General features: G+C 70.9%; 17 protein-coding genes. 10 read left to right on the top strand and 7 right to left on the bottom strand.

Annotated features, from left to right (window positions below):
- Positions 1–17: 17 nt before the first annotated feature.
- Both ACYVF3_RS06785 and ACYVF3_RS06790 read right to left on the bottom strand, forming a co-directional pair.
- Positions 18–611, bottom strand: a complete 594-nt coding sequence (locus ACYVF3_RS06785; RefSeq protein ID WP_461153819.1) for an HAD family hydrolase — start codon at positions 609–611, stop codon at positions 18–20.
- 27 nt (positions 612–638) lie between these two features.
- Complete coding sequence (locus tag ACYVF3_RS06790) at positions 639–1,661, bottom strand: threonine aldolase family protein (protein ID WP_461153330.1); 1,023 nt, start codon at positions 1,659–1,661, stop codon at positions 639–641.
- Positions 1,662–1,829: 168 nt separating this feature from the next.
- Here ACYVF3_RS06790 and ACYVF3_RS06795 point away from each other — a divergent pair, with 168 nt between their 5' ends.
- The 3 genes from ACYVF3_RS06795 (at position 1,830) to ACYVF3_RS06805 (ending at position 3,688) form a co-directional block, all read left to right on the top strand.
- Positions 1,830–2,345, top strand: coding sequence for a SigE family RNA polymerase sigma factor (locus ACYVF3_RS06795; RefSeq protein ID WP_145740963.1), 516 nt, complete (start codon positions 1,830–1,832; stop codon positions 2,343–2,345).
- A 51-nt stretch (positions 2,346–2,396) separates the two neighbouring features.
- Positions 2,397–3,014, top strand: coding sequence for a hypothetical protein (locus ACYVF3_RS06800; protein WP_461153331.1), 618 nt, complete (start codon positions 2,397–2,399; stop codon positions 3,012–3,014).
- An 89-nt stretch (positions 3,015–3,103) separates the two neighbouring features.
- Positions 3,104–3,688, top strand: coding sequence for a TetR/AcrR family transcriptional regulator (locus ACYVF3_RS06805; protein WP_461153332.1), 585 nt, complete (start codon positions 3,104–3,106; stop codon positions 3,686–3,688).
- Between the two features lie 448 nt (positions 3,689–4,136).
- On the opposite strand, the gene ACYVF3_RS06810 is transcribed toward ACYVF3_RS06805, so the two are convergent.
- Positions 4,137–5,876, bottom strand: a complete 1,740-nt coding sequence (locus ACYVF3_RS06810; RefSeq protein ID WP_461153333.1) for an ABC transporter ATP-binding protein — start codon at positions 5,874–5,876, stop codon at positions 4,137–4,139.
- Positions 5,876–7,426: an ABC transporter transmembrane domain-containing protein gene (locus ACYVF3_RS06815; RefSeq protein ID WP_461153334.1), complete on the bottom strand. Its 1,551-nt coding sequence runs from the start codon at positions 7,424–7,426 to the stop codon at positions 5,876–5,878. The genes ACYVF3_RS06810 and ACYVF3_RS06815 overlap by 1 nt, the downstream gene beginning before the upstream one ends.
- 109 nt (positions 7,427–7,535) lie before the next feature.
- Between ACYVF3_RS06815 and ACYVF3_RS06820 the strand changes: the two genes are divergently transcribed.
- Both ACYVF3_RS06820 and purB read left to right on the top strand, forming a co-directional pair.
- Entirely contained in the window at positions 7,536–8,762 is a 1,227-nt protein-coding gene (locus ACYVF3_RS06820) for a threonine synthase (RefSeq protein WP_461153335.1), read from the top strand.
- 94 nt (positions 8,763–8,856) lie between these two features.
- Positions 8,857–10,290: an adenylosuccinate lyase gene (gene purB, locus ACYVF3_RS06825; RefSeq protein WP_461153336.1), complete on the top strand. Its 1,434-nt coding sequence runs from the start codon at positions 8,857–8,859 to the stop codon at positions 10,288–10,290.
- Between the two features lie 94 nt (positions 10,291–10,384).
- On the opposite strand, the gene ACYVF3_RS06830 is transcribed toward purB, so the two are convergent.
- Positions 10,385–11,047 carry a TenA family protein gene (locus tag ACYVF3_RS06830; protein ID WP_461153337.1) on the bottom strand — a complete coding sequence of 221 codons (663 nt, stop codon included), beginning with the start codon at positions 11,045–11,047 and terminating at the stop codon, positions 10,385–10,387.
- A gap of 72 nt (positions 11,048–11,119) precedes the next feature.
- Here ACYVF3_RS06830 and ACYVF3_RS06835 point away from each other — a divergent pair, with 72 nt between their 5' ends.
- Complete coding sequence (locus tag ACYVF3_RS06835; RefSeq protein ID WP_461153338.1) at positions 11,120–12,010, top strand: phosphoribosylaminoimidazolesuccinocarboxamide synthase; 891 nt, start codon at positions 11,120–11,122, stop codon at positions 12,008–12,010.
- 225 nt (positions 12,011–12,235) lie between these two features.
- Complete coding sequence (locus tag ACYVF3_RS06840) at positions 12,236–12,979, top strand: DUF2334 domain-containing protein (RefSeq protein WP_461153339.1); 744 nt, start codon at positions 12,236–12,238, stop codon at positions 12,977–12,979.
- A gap of 355 nt (positions 12,980–13,334) precedes the next feature.
- Here ACYVF3_RS06840 and ACYVF3_RS06845 read toward each other — a convergent pair whose 3' ends face one another.
- Positions 13,335–13,970, bottom strand: coding sequence for an MBL fold metallo-hydrolase (locus ACYVF3_RS06845; RefSeq protein ID WP_461153340.1), 636 nt, complete (start codon positions 13,968–13,970; stop codon positions 13,335–13,337).
- 105 nt (positions 13,971–14,075) lie between these two features.
- Positions 14,076–14,474 (bottom strand): hypothetical protein, encoded by a 399-nt coding sequence (locus ACYVF3_RS06850; protein ID WP_461153341.1) that lies wholly within the window; start codon positions 14,472–14,474, stop codon positions 14,076–14,078.
- A 233-nt stretch (positions 14,475–14,707) separates the two neighbouring features.
- On the opposite strand from ACYVF3_RS06850, the gene purS reads away from it, so the two are divergent.
- From purS to purL, 3 genes are read left to right on the top strand one after another with little or no spacing between them, the layout of a single operon-like run.
- Entirely contained in the window at positions 14,708–14,947 is a 240-nt protein-coding gene (gene purS / locus ACYVF3_RS06855) for a phosphoribosylformylglycinamidine synthase subunit PurS (protein WP_461153342.1), read from the top strand.
- Positions 14,944–15,621, top strand: a complete 678-nt coding sequence (purQ, locus tag ACYVF3_RS06860; protein ID WP_145740990.1) for a phosphoribosylformylglycinamidine synthase subunit PurQ — start codon at positions 14,944–14,946, stop codon at positions 15,619–15,621. The genes purS and purQ overlap by 4 nt, the downstream gene beginning before the upstream one ends.
- Positions 15,618–17,927, top strand: coding sequence for a phosphoribosylformylglycinamidine synthase subunit PurL (gene purL, locus ACYVF3_RS06865; protein WP_461153343.1), 2,310 nt, complete (start codon positions 15,618–15,620; stop codon positions 17,925–17,927). The genes purQ and purL overlap by 4 nt, the downstream gene beginning before the upstream one ends.
- Positions 17,928–17,929: the final 2 nt, after the last annotated feature.

Below are 17,929 nucleotides of genomic sequence, written 5' to 3' on the forward strand. Positions count from 1 at the left end.
GGAAGGGCCTTCGGCGATCAGCCGGCGAGCTGCTCCTCGATGACGTTCCTGGCGCGGGCGGCCGAGCTCCAGAGCTCGGCGCGCAGGCCCGCTTCGCGCGCGCCCTCGATGTTCTCCGCGCGGTCGTCGAAGAACAGGCACTCCGAGGGCTTCGCGCCGAGGGTGTCGAGCAGGATCCGCCAGATCTCCGGCTCCGGTTTGGTGACGCGCAGGTCGCCGGAGAACAGCAGGTGCTGGAAGAAGCGGGCCCACGGCTTGCTCTCGCCCGCGCGGGCGAAGGTCGCGGACGCGTTGGACAGCAGCGCCAGCGGCACCTCGCGCCGGTGCAGGTCTTCCAGCAGCGCCAGCGACTCCGGTTCGGTGGACATCCAGCCGTCGACGTCGATGCTGGTGAGGCGCTGGACGAGCGAGTCGTCGACCTCGCGGCCGAGCCGCCCGGCCACGGCTCGCCAGTACTCGGCGTCGGAGGCGCCCGCGTCGTAGTCGCGCCGGTCGGCCCAGTACGCCTTCTCGAACTCCGCCGGGTCGGTCTCCAGCAGCGCGGCCATCTCGGGCAGCGCTCGGATGCGGCGGCTGATGACCTCGCCGTAGTCGAAGACGATCCAACGCAGCACGTGCGACCTCCCGCTCCTGGTGCGCTAGACCCCGGCTTGGCCGATCCGGCGCAGCGCTTCTTCCACGTCCGTCTTGCTCACGTCCCGGTGCGTGACGAACCGGACCTGACCGTTCATCGGAACCGCCAGGACCCCCACCGAACGCAGCCGCTGCAACGTCAGCTGCACGTCCGGGACCGCCGCCAGCAGCATGTTCGTCTGCGGAGCGGTGACCTGCCAGCCCTGCTCGGTGAGGCCGTCGGCGAGCACCTGCGCGTTCTCGTGATCATCACCGAGCGCGTCGACGCGGTCCAGCGCGACCAGGCCTGCCGCGGCCAGCACGCCGCCCTGCCGGACGCCGCCGCCGAGCATCTTGCGGATCCGCCGCCCGGCCTCGATGAACTCCACCTCCCCGGCGAGGATCGAGCCGACCGGCGCGCCGAGGGCCTTGCTCAGGCACACCTGGACGCTGTCGACACCGACGGTCAGCGCCGCGGGCGGCACGCCGAGCGCGACCGAGGCGTTCCACAGGCGCGCGCCGTCGAGGTGGACCTTGAGCCCGAGCTCCTTGGCCGCTGCCGCCAGCCGTGCGTGCTCGTGCGGCGGGACCACGGCCCCGCCCGCGCCGTTGTGGGTGTTCTCCAGGCACAGCAGGGTGGTGTGCAGGGCGTCGTAGGCCAGGCTCAGGTTGGCCTGCGCGCGCACCGACTCGGCGCTGGGCCTGCCCGGCCCGGCGTCCCACTCCAGCGGATCCGGCATGCCGCCGGCCAGCCACGCCGCCGACCCGAGCTCGTGGTTGAGCACGTGCGCCCCGCGCGGCGCTAGGAACCGGTCGCCGCGCTGGAGGTGCAGCATCAGCGCGATCAGGTTGCCCATCGTGCCGCTCGGCACCCACAGCGCGGACGCGGTGCCCAGCAACTGGGCCACCCGCTCCTCGAGGGCGCGCATGGTGGGATCGTGGTCGAGCACGTCATCGCCGACTTCGGCGGCGGCCATCGCGGCGAGCATCTGCTCGTCGGGGCGGGTCACCGTGTCGGAGCGGAGATCGATGGGCGCCGGAGTGGTCACGAACAGATCACATCACACCTGCACGGGGTTGAGGCAATGGCCCGGTGGAACGTGATCTCGACGCTGCGGTATCAATCACAGGTGGATCGTCTTCGAAACCGCGTGCAACGGTTCGGGCACGCGATCCCGTCATAGCAGTGCAGGCAACGAACGAGCGGAGAGTTCCGCGTGGACCAGCGCGAAGAGCAGGAGTTCGCGGAGTACTTCGTGGCTCGGCGGGAGGCGGTGCGTCGGATGGCGTACATGATGTGCGGTGATTGGCACCGCGCGGACGATCTCGCCCAGACCGCGTTCATCAACCTGCACCGTCACTGGCGGAAGGTACGGGACAAGGGCGCGTTGGACGCCTACGTGCGCCGGACCCTGACCCGAGCGGTGATCGACGAGTCGCGGCGGCCCTGGCGACGGGAGAGGGCCGCCGAGACTCTGCCGGACAGTCCGGTCGACGACCCGGACGTGGACGACTCGGTGTCCACCAGGCAGACCCTCATCGCGGGTTTGCGCAAGGTGCCGCCGAAGCAGCGCGCCGTGCTGGTCCTCCGCTTCCTGGAAGGACTGGACGTGTCGGGAGTCGCGGCGGTGATGCGTTGCAGCGAAGGAACCGTGAAGAGTCAGTGCGCCCGGGGGTTGGCGACGTTGCGGGAGGCGCTGGGAGACGAGCTCGGGGATTTGAGGTCCGCGTGAAGGGGGTGCGGGTTGGACGAGCGCAAGCTCGAAGAGCTTTTCCGTGACTCGGTGCGAGCCGTTCCGCCGGCGTCGTTCGACGAAGGCGACATCTCGACGGCGTCGAGGAGGATCACGGCTCGGCGCCGGATGACGGCGACGGCCGGGGGGACCGTCGTCGCGGCGGCGGTGCTGGTCGGCGGCATCGGCGCGGGAGCCGGCTGGTTCTCGTCGTCGAGCGACACGGTGGCGAGCCCGCCACCGGCGGTGCCGCTGACGGCGGCACCGGGCCCGAAGATCGAGTCCACCGGTGGCACACCGCGCTCGACGGGCTGCCAGCCCGACGCGGCGGTGGTCGAGGCGGTCGAGAGCGCGCTGCCGGAGGCCGACGGCTCCACGCCGACCTCCGTGCGCACCTGCCCGACCGGCGCCAAGGCGGCGTCCTTCTCGCTGCGCGACGGCGCGACGGCGGGCCGGGTGACCGTGGTGATCAGCCCGGCGGGCGTGGCCCAGGCGGGCCAGTCGACACCGGGTGACGTGCAGCGTCCCGACGGCGCCCAGCAGTCGGTGCGCAAGGCGCGCAGTGGCAAGCTCGTGGTGGTGCTCAGCGAGCCGGAGAGCGGTTCGTCCGGGGCTCCGTTCGTCACCCGCGTGGCCACCATCGCGGGAGACCTCGCCACCCGTTTCTGAACGGTGAAGCCCTGGTGGATCGCGCTTCGGGGGCCGGTCCGCGGCGGCGATCAACGGGATCTTCCGGACACGGCATAGGATCGCGGGTCATGACAGCGGCCAGCACACCCAAGGGCGAGCGGCGGCGGCAGGCGTTGGTGACGGCTGCGGCGCAGCTGCTCGTCGAGGGCGGTTTCGACGCGGTGCGGCACCGCGCCGTGGCCGAGCGCGCAGGACTTCCGCTGGCGTCGACCACCTACTACTTCTCCTCGCTGGAAGACCTGATCAGCGCGGCGGTGGAGCACAACGCCAGGGAGGAGCTCACCGCCGGGCGCGCCCGCCTCGCCGACCTGTCGGAGCAGCCGCGCAGCACCGAAGCGGTCATCGAGCTGCTGCTGGACCTGCTGCTCGGCGTCGACTCCCGGCACGGCGGCGTCGAACCGGTGCTGCTGCGCTACGAGCGGCTGGTCGGTTCGCCGCGCCGCCCGTACCTGGCCCCGCTGATGCGGGAGATGGCGGCCGAGCTGCAGAAGCTCCTCGCGGAGATCTTCTACCGCAGCGACATGGACTTCGACTCCGAGCAGTTGACCGATCTGGTCGCGCTGGTCGACGGAGCGGTGGTCAACGCGCTGATCGAGTCCGACCCCGATCCGCGCGCCGCCGCCCGCCGAACGTTGCGGAAGCGACTTTCCTGATTCGCGTGCAAGAACGGTCGACGGTCATCTGGCGAACCGGGAACGATTTTTCGCATTAAAAGTCCCAACAGGTTTCCGCGTAATTGTTCGCCCCGGCGATTCCTTCACACGCTGGGCACTTTCTTGAGACTTTCTTCGTCAGCGGATCGCGTCCCAACGGGGTTGACTGCGGGATCTTGATCTGAACGTCGCAGAGCGCCGCTACGCATTGCCCGGAATATACCGCCCCTGGTCGCATGGTCGTGGCGTGGCGTTCCGCCTGACCTGCGCCCACGATCCAGAACACGTCCTGCCGATCCTCGGCGAACCTGGTGATGTTCATCCGCTCCCGTTCCCTGCACAGCCGCGAATGCGTCGGCCCACGATAAGTTCGCGCCGTTGTATTAGTCCAGAATCCCACACATGATCGAGCCGAAATGGGGATTTCGGGGAACGAGCGATTGGCGATTCAGCCGTGCTCGATGCGAGCCGCCCGGTACAGGCGCGCGTAGGAACCGCCGGACGCCATCAACTCGTCGTGCCCGCCGAGCTCCACGATCCGGCCCTCGGACATCACCGCGATCTGCTCGGCCGCGCGCGCGGTGTGCAGGCGGTGCGCGATGGCGATGACCGTCCGCCCGGCCAGCAGCGTCGCCAGCGCGTGCTCCAGGTCGCGGGAGGTCGTGTTGTCGAGCAGCGACGTCGCCTCGTCCAGCACGACGGTGTGCGGGTCGACGAGCAGGACGCGGGCCAGCGCCAGCTGCTGCGCGCGGGCCGCGGGGACCGCGACACCGCCTGCGCCCAAGACCGTGTCCAGCCCCTCGTCGAGCCCGCGCACCCAGTCCTGCAGGCCGACCGACTTGAGAGCGTCGAGCAGCTCCTCATCACCGGTCTCCCGGTCCAGGAGCGCGAGGTTGTCGCGCAGCGAGCACGCGAAGACGTGCTGCTCCTGGGTCAGCAGCACCACCTCGCGGCGCAGCACCTCGGTCGGCATCGCCGAGACCTCGACGCCGCCGACGGACACCGATCCCGAGCCGGGACGTCCGGTCCCGGCGATCAGCCGGCCCAGCGTGGACTTGCCCGCGCCGGACGGGCCGACGATCGCCAGCCGCCGCCCCTCGGGCACGACCAGGTCGATGCCGTGCAGCACCTCCCGCTCCGGCCGGTAGGCGAACCGCAGGTCGCGGACCACGAGATCGCGCGAGCCGACCGGTGTCGCCGGGTGGCGCGGCTCGTCGAGCGGAACCTGCGAGACGCCCAGGATCCGCTGCAGCGCGGTACCGCCCACCTGCAGCTCTTCGAGCCACATGAACAGCTCGTCCAACGGCGCCGACAACGACTGGGCGTAGAGCACGACCGCGACGATCGTGCCCAGCTGCACCGCGCCGGAACCGTGCGCCCAGCCCGCGATGAGCAGGATCGCGGCGACCGGCAGCACGTAGGACAGCTCCAGGCACGGCAACCACACCGTCAGCAGCGAGCGGTGCCGCTTCTCGGCGTCCACGGCCCGGCCCAGGACGTGCTCGTTGCGCGCGGTGCGCCGGGCACCCAGCCGCAGCGCGGCGATGGTGCGCGCGCCCTCCACCGATTCGTGCGTGCCCGCCTGCACGTCCGACCAGCGCTCCATGACCCGCTGCACCACCGGCCGCGAACGCGGGTAGTACCAGCGGGTGCTGAGCACCAGCAGCGGCACCGCCACGAGCATCCCGCAGGCCAGCAGAGGTGAGGCCAGCAGCATCGCGCCTGCGGTGAGCCCGATCGAGATCAGCGCGGCCGAGATCTCCGGCAGGGCGTTGCGGACCGTGTGGTCGAGCCGATCGACGTCCGTGGTGGCCCTGCTGAGCAGGTCGCCGGTGCCCGCCGACTCCACCGCGCCCAGCGGGAGCGCCAGCGCGTGCTCGACCATCTCCTCGCGCGCCTTGAGCAGCAGCTCCTCGCCGAGCAGCATCGCGCGCAGCCGCGCGGCGCGGGCCAGCAGCGCCTGGATGATCAGGACGAGCAGGAAGAACCCGGCCAGCAGGTCGACCCGGCCGACCGAAGTCCCGGCCTGCACGGATTCGACGAGCACGCCGAGCAGCTGGGGGCCGATCAGCCCGACCGCGGTGGCCAGCACGTAGAGGGCGGTGGTGGCCAGGAACCGGCTCCTGTGGGTGCGCAGGACGTCCCGCAACCATCCGCGCAGCGCGGTGGCGTCGGCGAGCGGCAGCATCACGGTTCCTCCACCCGGACGTGACGATCGGCGACGGCCTCCCACAGCGGGCTCTGGCTCAGCACGACCGTGGTCCGCCCGGCCCGCAGCTCGCGCACCCGCTCGGTGATCCGCTCCTCGGTGTGCGCGTCGACCGCCGAGGTCGGGTCGTCGAGGACCAGCACGTCGGCGTCGGTGCTCAGCGCGCGGGCCAGCAGCAGCCGCTGCCGCTGACCACCGGAGAGCAGCCGGGCGCGCTCGTCGAGCAACCCGTCCGGCGGCAGCGCGGCGAGCACGTCCTCGGCGTCGGCGGCGCGCACGACGAGCGCGAAGTCGACCCCGGTGCCCAGGTCGACGGCCTCGCGCGCGCTCCCCGCGAACAGCAGGTCCTGGTTGTGCGCGAGCACGACGCGGCGGTGCCGCTCGTCCGGATCGACCTCGGGCAGCGGCACCCCACCGGCCAGCGACGACCCCGCCAGCCGCTCGGCGACGGCTTCGCCGCGATGTCCCGCGTCGATCACCACCAGCTCACCGGCGGGGACCTCGACGTCATCGCCGACCAGACCCAGCGGGCCCGCGGGCAGCGGGAGGGGATTCGCCGGTGGCGCGGGATCGACCTCGACCCGCAGCAGAGCGGCGGCGCGCGCGGCGGCGATGCGCGCCGAGGCGAACGCGTAGGTGGTCTCGGTCGCCGTGCGCACCGGGATCACCAGGAACGCCGACACCCCGTAGAACGTCACCAGTTCCCCGACGCTGATCGATCCCGACAGCGCCATCCGGGCGCCCAGCCAGGTCACCAGCACGGTCACCAGACCGGGCAGCAGCACCTCCGCGCCGCTGAGCCAGGCGTCGATCCGGCCGGTCGCGATGCCGGCCTCCCTGACCCGCCGCCCGGTCGTGGCGAAGCGCGAGAAGAACCGCCGCTCACCGCCGATGCCGCGCAGGATCCGCAGGCCGGAGACGATGTCGGCCGCTTGAGCGCCGAGCTTGCCCAGCTCGTCGCGCTGGACCTCCTCGCGCTGGTGCAGCGGTCGCAGCAGCGGCCCGATGCCGAGCACCGCCAGCGGCACCCCGATCAGCACCACCAGCGCCAGCGGCGGCGAGATCCACAGCAGCAGCGCGACGGCGGCGACGAAGGCGAGCAGCGAACCGACGGCGCGACCGAGGGTTTCGAAGAGCTCGCCGATCTTGAACACGTCCGAGGCGCTCATCGTGACCACCTCGCCCGCCTCGACCTCGCGGGTCAGCGTGCCGCCCAGGCGGATCACCTGCTGCAGCACGATCCGCTGGGTGCTCGCCGTGCCGTGGATCCACAGCGTGTGAGCGGCCCAGTTCAGCGCGGCGGCGGCCACCATCTGCAGCACGCCCAGCGCCACCACGGCCAGCACCCAGCGCAGCAGGACCCCGGTGTCGCCGGTCCGGATCCCGCCGTCGATCGCGCGGCCGATCACCAGCGGCAGCACCGCGGTCAACACCATCCAGAGCGCCCCGGACAGGGCGGCGAGCGACACCAGCCCGGGTCGCCGCGCGAGCAGGGTGACGAGGAACCGCAGCGAACCGTGCCGGGCCACGAGCACCGACGTTATCCACGGCGGCCTCGCGCGGCGACCGATTTTTCGGGCCGGTACCAGCAGGTGATCAGGGCTGGACCGGGCAGGTGCGACGGGCCAGGATGCGATCATGGCGCACCCCACCGGCAGCACCCTCAGCCACCTCGAATGCACCGCGTGCGGGCGGACCTTCGACGCCGACGCGCTGCACCGGTTGTGCGAGGAGTGCGGCAAGGTCCTCTACCCGCGCTACGACCTGGCGAAGGTGGCCCTCCGCCCGTCGGACCTGGTGACGCGGGAACCATCGATGTGGCGGTACCGGGAGCTGCTGCCGATCCGCGACGCCGAGAACGTCGTCAGCCTCGGCGAGGGCTTCACGCCGCTGCTGAGCGCGCCCCGCCTGTCGGCACGGCTGGGCATCGCCGACGTGCGGATCAAGGACGAGGGCCAGAACCCGACCGGCAGCTTCAAGGCGCGCGGGATGTCGGCCGCCGTCTCGCGCGCCCGGGAGCTCGGGGCGCAGGTCGTCGCGGCGCCTTCGGCGGGCAACGCCGGTGGCGCGCTGGCCGCCTACGCCGCTCGGGCCGGGTTGGGCGCCGGTGTCGTGATGCCCCAGGACTGCCCGCGCATCAACCAGGTCGAGGCCGTCGTCGCCGGTGCGGGCACCTGGCTCGTCGACGGCCTCATCGACGACGCGGGACGTCTGGTGCGCACCACCTCGGAGGCGCGCGGCTGGTTCGACGTCTCCACCCTCAAGGAGCCCTACCGGGTCGAGGGCAAGAAGACCCTCGGCTACGAGCTGGCGGAGCAGCTCGGCTGGGAGCTGCCGGACGTGGTGATCTACCCGACGGGCGGTGGCACCGGGCTGGTCGGCATGTGGAAGGCGTTCGCCGAGATGACCGAGCTCGGCTGGATCGGCGAGAAGCGGCCGCGCATGGTCGTCGTCCAGGCCGAGGGCTGCGCCCCGATCGTCCGCGCCCACGACCAGGGCGAACGACACGCGCCGCGGTGGGAGGACGCCACCACCAGGGCCAGCGGCCTGCGAGTTCCGGTCGCCGTCGGCGACTACCTGATCCTCGACGCCGTTCGCGACTCCGGCGGCACGGCGGTGTCGGTGAGCGAGGACGACATGCGCGACGCCACCCGGGAGCTCGCCTCGTCGGAGGGCGTCCACCCGGCGCCGGAAGGAGCCGCGACACTCGCCGCGCTCCGCCGGCTCCGCGACTCCGGTGAGATCACCGAGTCCGACCGCGTCGTGCTGTTCAACACCGGTGTCGGTCAGAAGTACCCGGACTTCGTGCCCGTCTCCCCGGAAGTGGTCCCGGCGGACTCCCCCGCCTGGGGATCGGGTCTGTGACCGGTGTGGGGAAGTTTTCATGAAAACTTCCCCACACCCACCACACGACATGCACTCGGGACGAGGGACGACGCCCGTCAATTATCCTGTTCGGGTGAGTGACAAGCCCAGCATCCCGAATGTTCTCGCCGGTCGTTACGCCTCTCCGGAGCTGGTCGAGCTGTGGTCGCCGCAGCACAAGATCGTTCTCGAGCGGCGCCTCTGGCTGGCCGTGCTGCGCGCCCAGGCCGACCTCGGCATCGAGGTGCCCGAGCAGGCCGTGGCCGACTACGAGCGGGTGCTGGAGCAGGTCGACCTCGACTCCATCGCCGCGCGCGAGCGCGTGACCAGGCACGACGTGAAGGCTCGGATCGAGGAGTTCAACGCCCTCGCCGGGCACGAGCAGATCCACAAGGGCATGACCTCGCGGGATCTGACCGAGAACGTCGAGCAGCTGCAGGTCCGCCGCAGCCTGGAGCACGTGCGCGACCGCACCGTCGCGGTGCTCGCCCGGCTGGCGAAGCTCGCGGGGCAGAACGCCGAGCTGGTCATGGCCGGTCGCTCGCACAACGTCGCCGCCCAGGCCACGACGCTGGGCAAGCGCTTCGCCACCGCTGCCGACGAGCTGCTGGTGGCCTTCCGCCGCCTCGAAGAACTCCTCGACCGCTACCCGCTGCGCGGCATCAAGGGCCCGGTCGGCACCGCGCAGGACATGCTCGACCTGCTCGGCGGCGATGCCGACAAGCTCACCGAGCTGGAGCGCCGCGTCGCCGGTCACCTCGGTTTCGGCAGCACGCTCACCAGCGTCGGCCAGGTCTACCCGCGGTCGCTGGACTTCGAGGTGCTGAGCCTGCTCTCGCAGCTGGCGGCCGCGCCCTCCAGCGTCGCGAAGACGATCCGGCTGATGGCCGGGCACGAGCTGGTCACCGAGGGCTTCAAGCCCGGCCAGGTCGGGTCCAGCGCCATGCCGCACAAGATGAACACCCGCTCCTGCGAGCGCGTCAACGGACTCGCGGTGATCGTGCGGGGATACGTCTCGATGAGCGCGGAGCTGGCCGGCGACCAGTGGAACGAGGGCGACGTGTCCTGCTCGGTGGTGCGCCGGGTCGCGCTGCCGGACGCGTTCTTCGCCTTCGACGGATTGCTGGAGACGTTCCTGACGGTGCTCGACGAGTTCGGCGCGTTCCCCGCCGTCGTCGCCCGCGAACTCGACCGCTACCTGCCGTTCCTTGCCACCACGAAGGTGCTGATGGGCGCGGTGCGAGCGGGAGTGGGCCGGGAGGTCGCGCACGAGGCGATCAAGGAGAACGCCGTCGCGGTCGCCCTCGACATGCGCGAGCGCGGTGCCGAGCGCAACGACCTGCTCGACCGGCTCGCCGCCGACGAGCGGTTGCCGCTCGACCGCGAGCAGCTGGAAGCCCTGCTGGCCGACCGGCTCGCCTTCACCGGAGCCGCGTCGTCGCAGGTCGGCGATGTCGTCGCCGCGGTCGAGAAGGTCGCGACCCAGTACCCGCAGGCCGCTGCCTACGCCCCGACCGACATCCTCTGACGATCGTCCGAGGCGTCCGGTCTGCTCGTCGTTGGGTGGGGGAAGTTTTCATGAGAACTTCCCCCACCCCCCACAACGAGCAAAGCCGCACCCGTCAGTCCCAGTGGGCGTTGAAGAAGTCGACCTCGCACTTGGTGGCCTGCTGGAACAGGCGCAGGCAGCGGGCGCGCTGGCGCTCGTCGAGGTCGGCGCCCACGCGGTCGAGCTCCGAGCGCAGCCAGGTCACCCAGGACTCGAAGTCCGGGTTGGCGTGCAGATCGATCCACTCGGCGTGCACGAAGCTCTCCGGCTTCCCCGGTGCGCGCTGCGCCCACTCCAGGTAGGTCCACTCGGCGACGGTGAGCACCGTCAGGATCTCGGCGTACCCGCCGTTGTCCTTGGTGTCGCGCATCAGGTCGCGGAACGCCTCGGTCGCCGGGTCGAGCTCCGGTTCGACCCGGTCGCTCTCGACAATGCCCAGCGCGTCGAAGGAGCGCTGGAAGTAGGTGTTCTCCTCGCTGGTGACGACTCCGATGCTGCCCGCGAGCGCCAGCCGCGATGAGTACCGGTCGGCCTTGGCCACGGCGGCGCCGAGCAGGGCGAGGAAGTCGTCCACGAACTGGTAGTCCTGCACCAGGTACGAGCTCATGTACTCGTCGGGCATCGACCCGTCGAAGAGCGCGTCGGTGAACGGGTGCTCGACGACCGAGGTCCAGTCGGGTTCGCTGCGCTCGCGCAGCCAGTCGGTGAACGTCGTTTCCGGGGGCGTCGCTGTCAAGATCTCCTCCTCGTGCTCGACGTCATCCCACCACGTGCGAGCGGTCCACCTGCGATGGGAGAGAATCGCGGCGTGGTTGCACTCGCGGATTACCCCCAGATCGCGGCAGGCAAGGTCCGCCAGCTGCACGCCGTGGACGACGAACACCTGCTGCTGGTCGCCTCCGACCGCATCTCGGCCTACGACCACGTGCTGGACACGCCCATCCCGGACAAGGGCGCCGTGCTCACGGCGATGAGCGTGTTCTGGTTCGAGCTGCTGGCCGACGAGCTGCCGAACCACCTTGTGGCCTACGACGATCCGCGCATCCCCACCGAGGTGCGCGGCCGCGCACTGCTGGTGGACCGGCTGACGATGGTGCCGGTGGAGTGCGTCGCCCGCGGTTACCTGACCGGCTCGGGGCTGATCGACTACCAGCGCAGCGGTTCGGTGTGCGGCGTCCCGCTGCCGGACGGGCTCGTCGAGTCGTCCCGGCTGCCGGAGCCGATCTTCACGCCTGCCACCAAGGCGGAGATCGGTGAGCACGACGAGAACGTGAGCTTCGAGGCCGTCGCCGCGCAGGAGGGCGCCGAGCGCGCCGCCGAGCTGCGCGACCTGACCTTGCGGGTCTACGCCCGGGCCGCCGAGCACGCCCGCGAGCGCGGGGTGATCCTCGCCGACACGAAGTTCGAGTTCGGCCGCAACGCCGCCGGTGACCTGGTGCTCGGCGACGAGGTGCTCACCCCGGACTCGTCGCGCTACTGGCCCGCCGACGGCTACGAACCGGGCAAGGTCCAGCCGTCGTTCGACAAGCAGTTCGTCCGCAACTGGCTGACCTCGGAGGAGTCCGGCTGGGACCGGCACTCCGACACCCCGCCGCCGGCCCTTCCCGATCACATCGTCGAGGCCACCCGCGCCCGCTACGTCGAGGCCTACGAACGCATCACCGGCCGCTCCTTCGCCGACTGGCCGCAGGGCTCCTGACCACGGCCTTTCGAAATTCGCGCGAAATTCGAGTCCGGAAGTTCGGGGGGTCGAATTTCGCGCGAAATTCGAATGCTTCACCCGGTCGCGGGATTCGACGGCGTGTCGCGAGGTGGACCTGGCCTGCGGGTTTGATGGTTGCGAGGTGGAGGTTCGCCGGATTTGCGCCGGGGCGACACCTGGCTTTCAGGTAACGGTCACCCGCGCCAGGCCGAATGGGTGTTTGTGAGCACGCCGCTCGTGGTGTCGTTGTCGGGACTGGAACTCCGGTCGCTGGAGAGCTGCGCGGATTTCGCCGCGGAGCTGGACCGCCGGAGCGTCCCGCTGTCCCTGCTGATCTCGCCGAAACCGTCCGATCTCGACTCCCGCGATCGCAGGTCGCCGGTGCTGGGCTGGGTGGCCGACCGGCTCAGGAACCGGGACACGGTGAGCCTGCACGGGTTCGCCCGGGTCTCGCCCGGTCTGCGCTCGCGGCTGGCCCCGGCAGCGCGGCTTCCCGCGCACGAGGCCGGGCTGCGGCTGGTGGCCGCCTCGGCAGTGCTGGAGCAGGCCGGTCTGCGCACGCACACGTTCATCCCGCCGCGCTGGTTGGCGTCTCCGGGCACGGTCCTGGCAGCTCAGCGACGTGGTTTCGCGGTGTGCGCGGATGCGATGGGGGTGCGCGACCTCGGCACCGGGAGCGTGCTGCGGTCCCGCATCAGGCTCCTCGGCCCGGGCGAGGTCGCCGAGCCGTGGTGGTGCCGGGCGCTGGTGCAGGGCGCCGGTCGTGCCGCCCGCCGGGGACGGGCCGTCCGCCTGGCGGTGGACGCGCAGACGTTGGTGAAACCGGCTGTGCGGCACGCGATCCTGGACGCGGTGGACCTGGCGCTGCACCACGGCGCGAACCCGGTCACCTACGCCTCGTTCGCCAGGGCGAGCTCGGAGGTAACCCCGATCCCGAAGCCGCGCATCCCCCACGAAGCCTGGTGAGACCCCAGTTTTAGTCCAAACCGAGCCATGATCATGTCCGAAATGTCGGCTCAGTTCGGACTAAGGGGTCGTTTCAGTATCGCCTTGCTTGGCGGTGCGGGTAGCGGAACCTCACACGCCGCCTGGGCTCCGTGCGCCGCGACTTATGTATGCCAATACACGGCGTCGCGGCGTACTCACCCAGACGGCGTGTGAGAACCCGCGGCGGTGCGGGCTGAGTCCCACACCTGAAGCAACGGCTCCGCCGCATTCTGAAACGACTCCTAAAACTGGGATTTGCCGCGATGGTGGGTACGGGAGCGTGCCGCACCGCTGAGCGACCGATGCTGACGCCGCTCCGCGGGCCGGGCGTTCGCTAGACCTCCGTGGTCGAAGCCCGGGGAAGGACGTCGACCGTGGTCTCCGAGGGACCCAGCGCCTCGAACTGCCGGTAGTGCATCGCGGGCATCGCCAGGACCGCTTCGTGGATCGGGACCGCCGCGCGCGGGGCGACCGCGCGCAGGAAGTCCACGGCTTCGGAGAGCTTGAGCCAGGGCGCGCCGGTCGGCAGGCCCAGCACGTCGACCCGCTGCTCGGGGACGTGGAAGGCGTCGCCCGGGTGGTAGAACGCGCCGTGATCGACGAGGTAGCCGATGTTGTCGATGATCGGGATGTCCGGGTGGATCACCGCGTGCTGCCCGCCGACGACGCCGATCGACGATCCGCCGAGTTCGAGGGCGTCACCTGGCGACGCCGTGGTCGCGGTCAGCCCCGCCTCGGAGACGGCGGCGGCGCTGCCCGGATCGACGACCAGGCTGGCGCCGGGGTTGGCCTCCAGCAGCGCGGGCAGCCGGTCGAGGTCGAGGTGGTCGGCGTGCTGGTGCGTGATCAGCACCGCGTCCAGGTCGCGCAGGTCCTCGAAGTCGGTCGAGAACGCGCCCGGGTCGAGCAGCAACCGGGCGGACCCGGTCTCCAGCAGCACGCACGCATGTCCGAAGTGGGTGATGTGCACGCGAATCCTCCTCAGCGGCAGGCGAAATCCGCGTCCCACTCTGCCACCACCCGCTCGATGGCGAGGACCGGCGCACCCCCGACGCCGCCGGTCCTCGCCCGAAGATCACTGGACGGTGATGGTGACGCCCGGGACGGAGCCGCCGCCGACGCGGGCGTGCACCACGTACTGCCCGGGCGGGACGTCGCCGATGGTGGCGACCGCGTCGGCGCTGCCGCCGGAGTCGCGGACCACGTGGGCGACTCCCTCGTCGGCGCCCATCGGGTGCTCGGAGTCGCGGACGAACGACCCCGACGAGATCCAGCTCAGCATCTCCGGCCCGTGGTCGAGGTGGATGGTCAGCTGCTCGCCGGGGCGGACCACGGTGTCGTCGACGGTCAGCCCGCCGCCCTGGGTGGTGGAGACGGGCGCCGGCTCGACGGCGGCGGTGGCGATCGGGGCCACCGCGGTCAGCGCGAGGCAGGCGAGCGTGGCTCCGGCGAAGGCGGTCTTGAGCTTGCGCATGGCGAAATCCCCTCAGTTCACGCGATGTTCTTGATGTCCTGAAGACGCCTCAGGTCCGGAGAGGTTCAGACAACCACCCCGGTTTGTGATGCAGGACACGAGGCGCAGGTGAGCTGCGACGCACGTCAGACCCCTGCTCGGCGGGCCGAACTCCCAGCTCAGTTACGCTGCGGGCGTACTGCTGGCCATCCGCCGGGACCGGCGGATCTGCACGGAAACCGGGAGCAGCACCCGTGGCCCGAGTCGTTGTCGACGTCATGCCGAAGCAGGAGATCCTCGACCCGCAGGGACAGGCGGTGGCCAACGCGCTGCCCCGTCTCGGGTTCGACGGCATCACCGAAGTCCGCCAGGGAAAGCGGTTCGAGCTGGAGGTCGCCGACGACGTCGACGACGGCACGCTCGCCAACATCGCCGAGACGTTGCTGGCCAACCCCGTCATCGAGGACTTCGTGGTCCGCCGGGTGGAATCATGAGCGCGAAGATCGGCGTCATCACCTTCCCCGGCACCCTCGACGACGTCGACGCCGCGCGGGCGGTCCGCCGGGCCGGTGGTGAGGCCGTCGCCCTGTGGCACGCCGACCACGACCTCAAGGGCGTGGACGCCGTGGTCGTGCCCGGTGGTTTCTCCTACGGCGACTACCTGCGCTGCGGCGCGATCGCCAAGTTCGCCCCGGTGATGACCGAGGTCATCATCGCCGCGGGCAAGGGGATGCCCGTCCTCGGCGTGTGCAACGGCTTCCAGATCCTGTGCGAGTCCGGGCTGCTGCCCGGCGTGCTGACCCGCAACGCGGGCCTGCACTACGTCTGCCGGGACCAGTGGCTGAAGGTCGAGAACAACTCCAGCGCCTGGACCACCCGCTTCGACGCGGGTGCCGAGCTGCTCATCCCGATCAAGCACGGCGAGGGCAACTACGTGGCCGACGAGGCCGTCCTCGACCAGCTCGAAGGCGAAGGCCGCGTGCTGTTCCGCTACGCCGGGGAGAACCCGAACGGTTCCCGGCGCGACATCGCGGGCATCACCGACGCGCGCGGGCGAGTCGCGGGCATGATGCCGCACCCCGAGCACGCGATCGACCCGCTGACCGGGCCCACCGACGACGGCCTCGGCATGTTCCTGTCCGTTCTGGATTCCTTGGTGGCAGCATGACCGACACGATCGATCCCGCCGGCGCGGCCGGTCACGTAGACACGGTCGACACGGCGAAGAACTCCCCGGACACCGAGCAGCCGTTCCGCGAGCTCGGCCTGAAGGACGACGAGTACCAGCGGATCCGCGAGATCCTCGGCCGCAGGCCCACCGAGGCCGAGCTGGCGATGTACTCGGTGATGTGGAGCGAGCACTGCTCCTACAAGTCCTCGAAGGTCCACCTGAAGTACTTCGGCGAGACCACCACCGACGAGATGCGCTCCAAGATGCTCGCCGGCATCGGTGAGAACGCCGGCGTGGTCGACATCGGCGACGGCTGGGCGGTCACCTTCAAGCTGGAGAGCCACAACCACCCGTCCTACGTCGAGCCCTACCAGGGCGCGGCCACCGGTGTCGGCGGCATCGTCCGCGACATCATGGCGATGGGCGCCCGCCCGGTCGCGGTCGCCGACCCGCTGCGCTTCGGCCCGGCCGAGGCCGAGGACACCAAGCGCGTCCTGCCGGGGATCGTCGCCGGAGTCGGCGGCTACGGGAACTGCCTGGGCCTGCCCAACATCGGCGGCGAGGTCGTCTTCGACGAGTCCTACGCGGGAAACCCGCTGGTCAACGCCATGTGCGTGGGCGTGATGAAGACCGAGGACCTGCATCTCGCGCACGCCTCCGGCAAGGGCAACCAGATCATCCTCTTCGGCGCGCGCACCGGCCTCGACGGCATCGGCGGCGTGTCCGTGCTGGCCTCGGAGACCTTCGACGACGAGGAGGGCTCCGGCGGTCGCAAGAAGCTGCCGAGCGTGCAGGTCGGCGACCCCTTCGCCGAGAAGGTGCTCATCGAGTGCTGCCTGGACCTGTACCACTCGGGTCTGGTCGTGGGCATCCAGGACCTCGGCGGAGCCGGGCTGTCCTGCGCCACCTCCGAGCTTGCGGCGGCCGGTGACGGCGGGATGCGCGTGGACCTGGACCAGGTCCCGCTGCGCGCCACCGGCATGAACGCCGCGGAGATCCTCTCCAGCGAGTCCCAGGAGCGGATGTGCGCGGTCGTGGACCCGTCCAAGGTGGACGAGTTCATGAAGGTCTGCCAGAAGTGGGACGTCCAGGCCAACGTGATCGGTGAGGTCACCGACGGCGAGAACCTGGAGATCCTCTGGGGCGGCGAGCTCGTCGTCGACGTGCCGCCGCGCACCGTGGCCCACCACGGCCCGGTCTACGAGCGTCCCGTCGAGCGGCCGGGCGAGCAGGACCTCATCGCCGCGGACAACGCGAACACCCTGGCCCGCCCGTCGACCCCGGACGAGCTGCGGCAGACGATCCTGACGATGGCGGCCTCGCCGAACCTGTGCTCGCGGGCGTGGGTCACCGACCAGTACGACCGCTACGTGCGGGGCAACACCGTGCTGGCCCAGCCCTCCGACGGCGGCGTGCTGCGCATCGACGAGGAGTCCGGTCGCGGCATCGCGGTCGCCACCGACTGCAACGCGCGCTACACGCGGCTCGACCCGTACACCGGCGCGCAGCTGGCGCTGGCCGAGGCCTACCGCAACGTGGCCACCACCGGTGCCACCCCGATGGCCGTCACCAACTGCCTGAACTTCGGTTCGCCGGAGGACCCGGGCGTGATGTGGCAGTTCCAGCAGGCGGTGCGCGGCCTGGCCGACGCCTGCGCCGAGCTGGGCATCCCGGTCACCGGCGGCAACGTCAGCTTCTACAACCAGACCGGTCGCCAGGCGATCCTGCCGACCCCGGTGGTCGGCGTGCTCGGCACGATCGACGACGTCACCCGCCGCATCCCCACCGGCATCGGCGGTGAGGAGGGCGAGACGCTGATCCTGCTCGGCGACACGCGCGAGGAGTTCGGCGGCTCGGAGTGGGCGCGGGTGGCGCACGACCACCTGGGCGGCACGCCGCCGGTAGTCGACCTCGCCCGGGAGAAGCTGCTGGCGGACATCCTGCTGGCGGGTTCCCGCGACGGGATGATCTCCGCGGCGCACGACCTCTCCGAGGGTGGTCTTGCGCAGGCGCTGGTCGAGACGGCGCTGATCGGCGAGTGCGGTGCCCGCGTGGTGCTGCCGGAGGGCGTGGACCCGTTCGTCCAGCTGTTCTCCGAGTCCGCCGGTCGCGTCCTGGTCGCGGTCCCGCGCTCGGAGGAGCTGCGCTTCACCGACATGTGCACCGCCCGCGGTCTGCCGTGGGCCAAGGTCGGCGTCGCCGACGCGGGCTCGAACTCCCTGGACATCCAGGACGTCACCGAGATCCCGCTGCCGGAACTGCGCGAGGCCTGGGAAGGCACCCTGCCGAAGCTCTTCGGCTGAGT

The organism is Saccharopolyspora tripterygii (genome assembly GCF_054778355.1).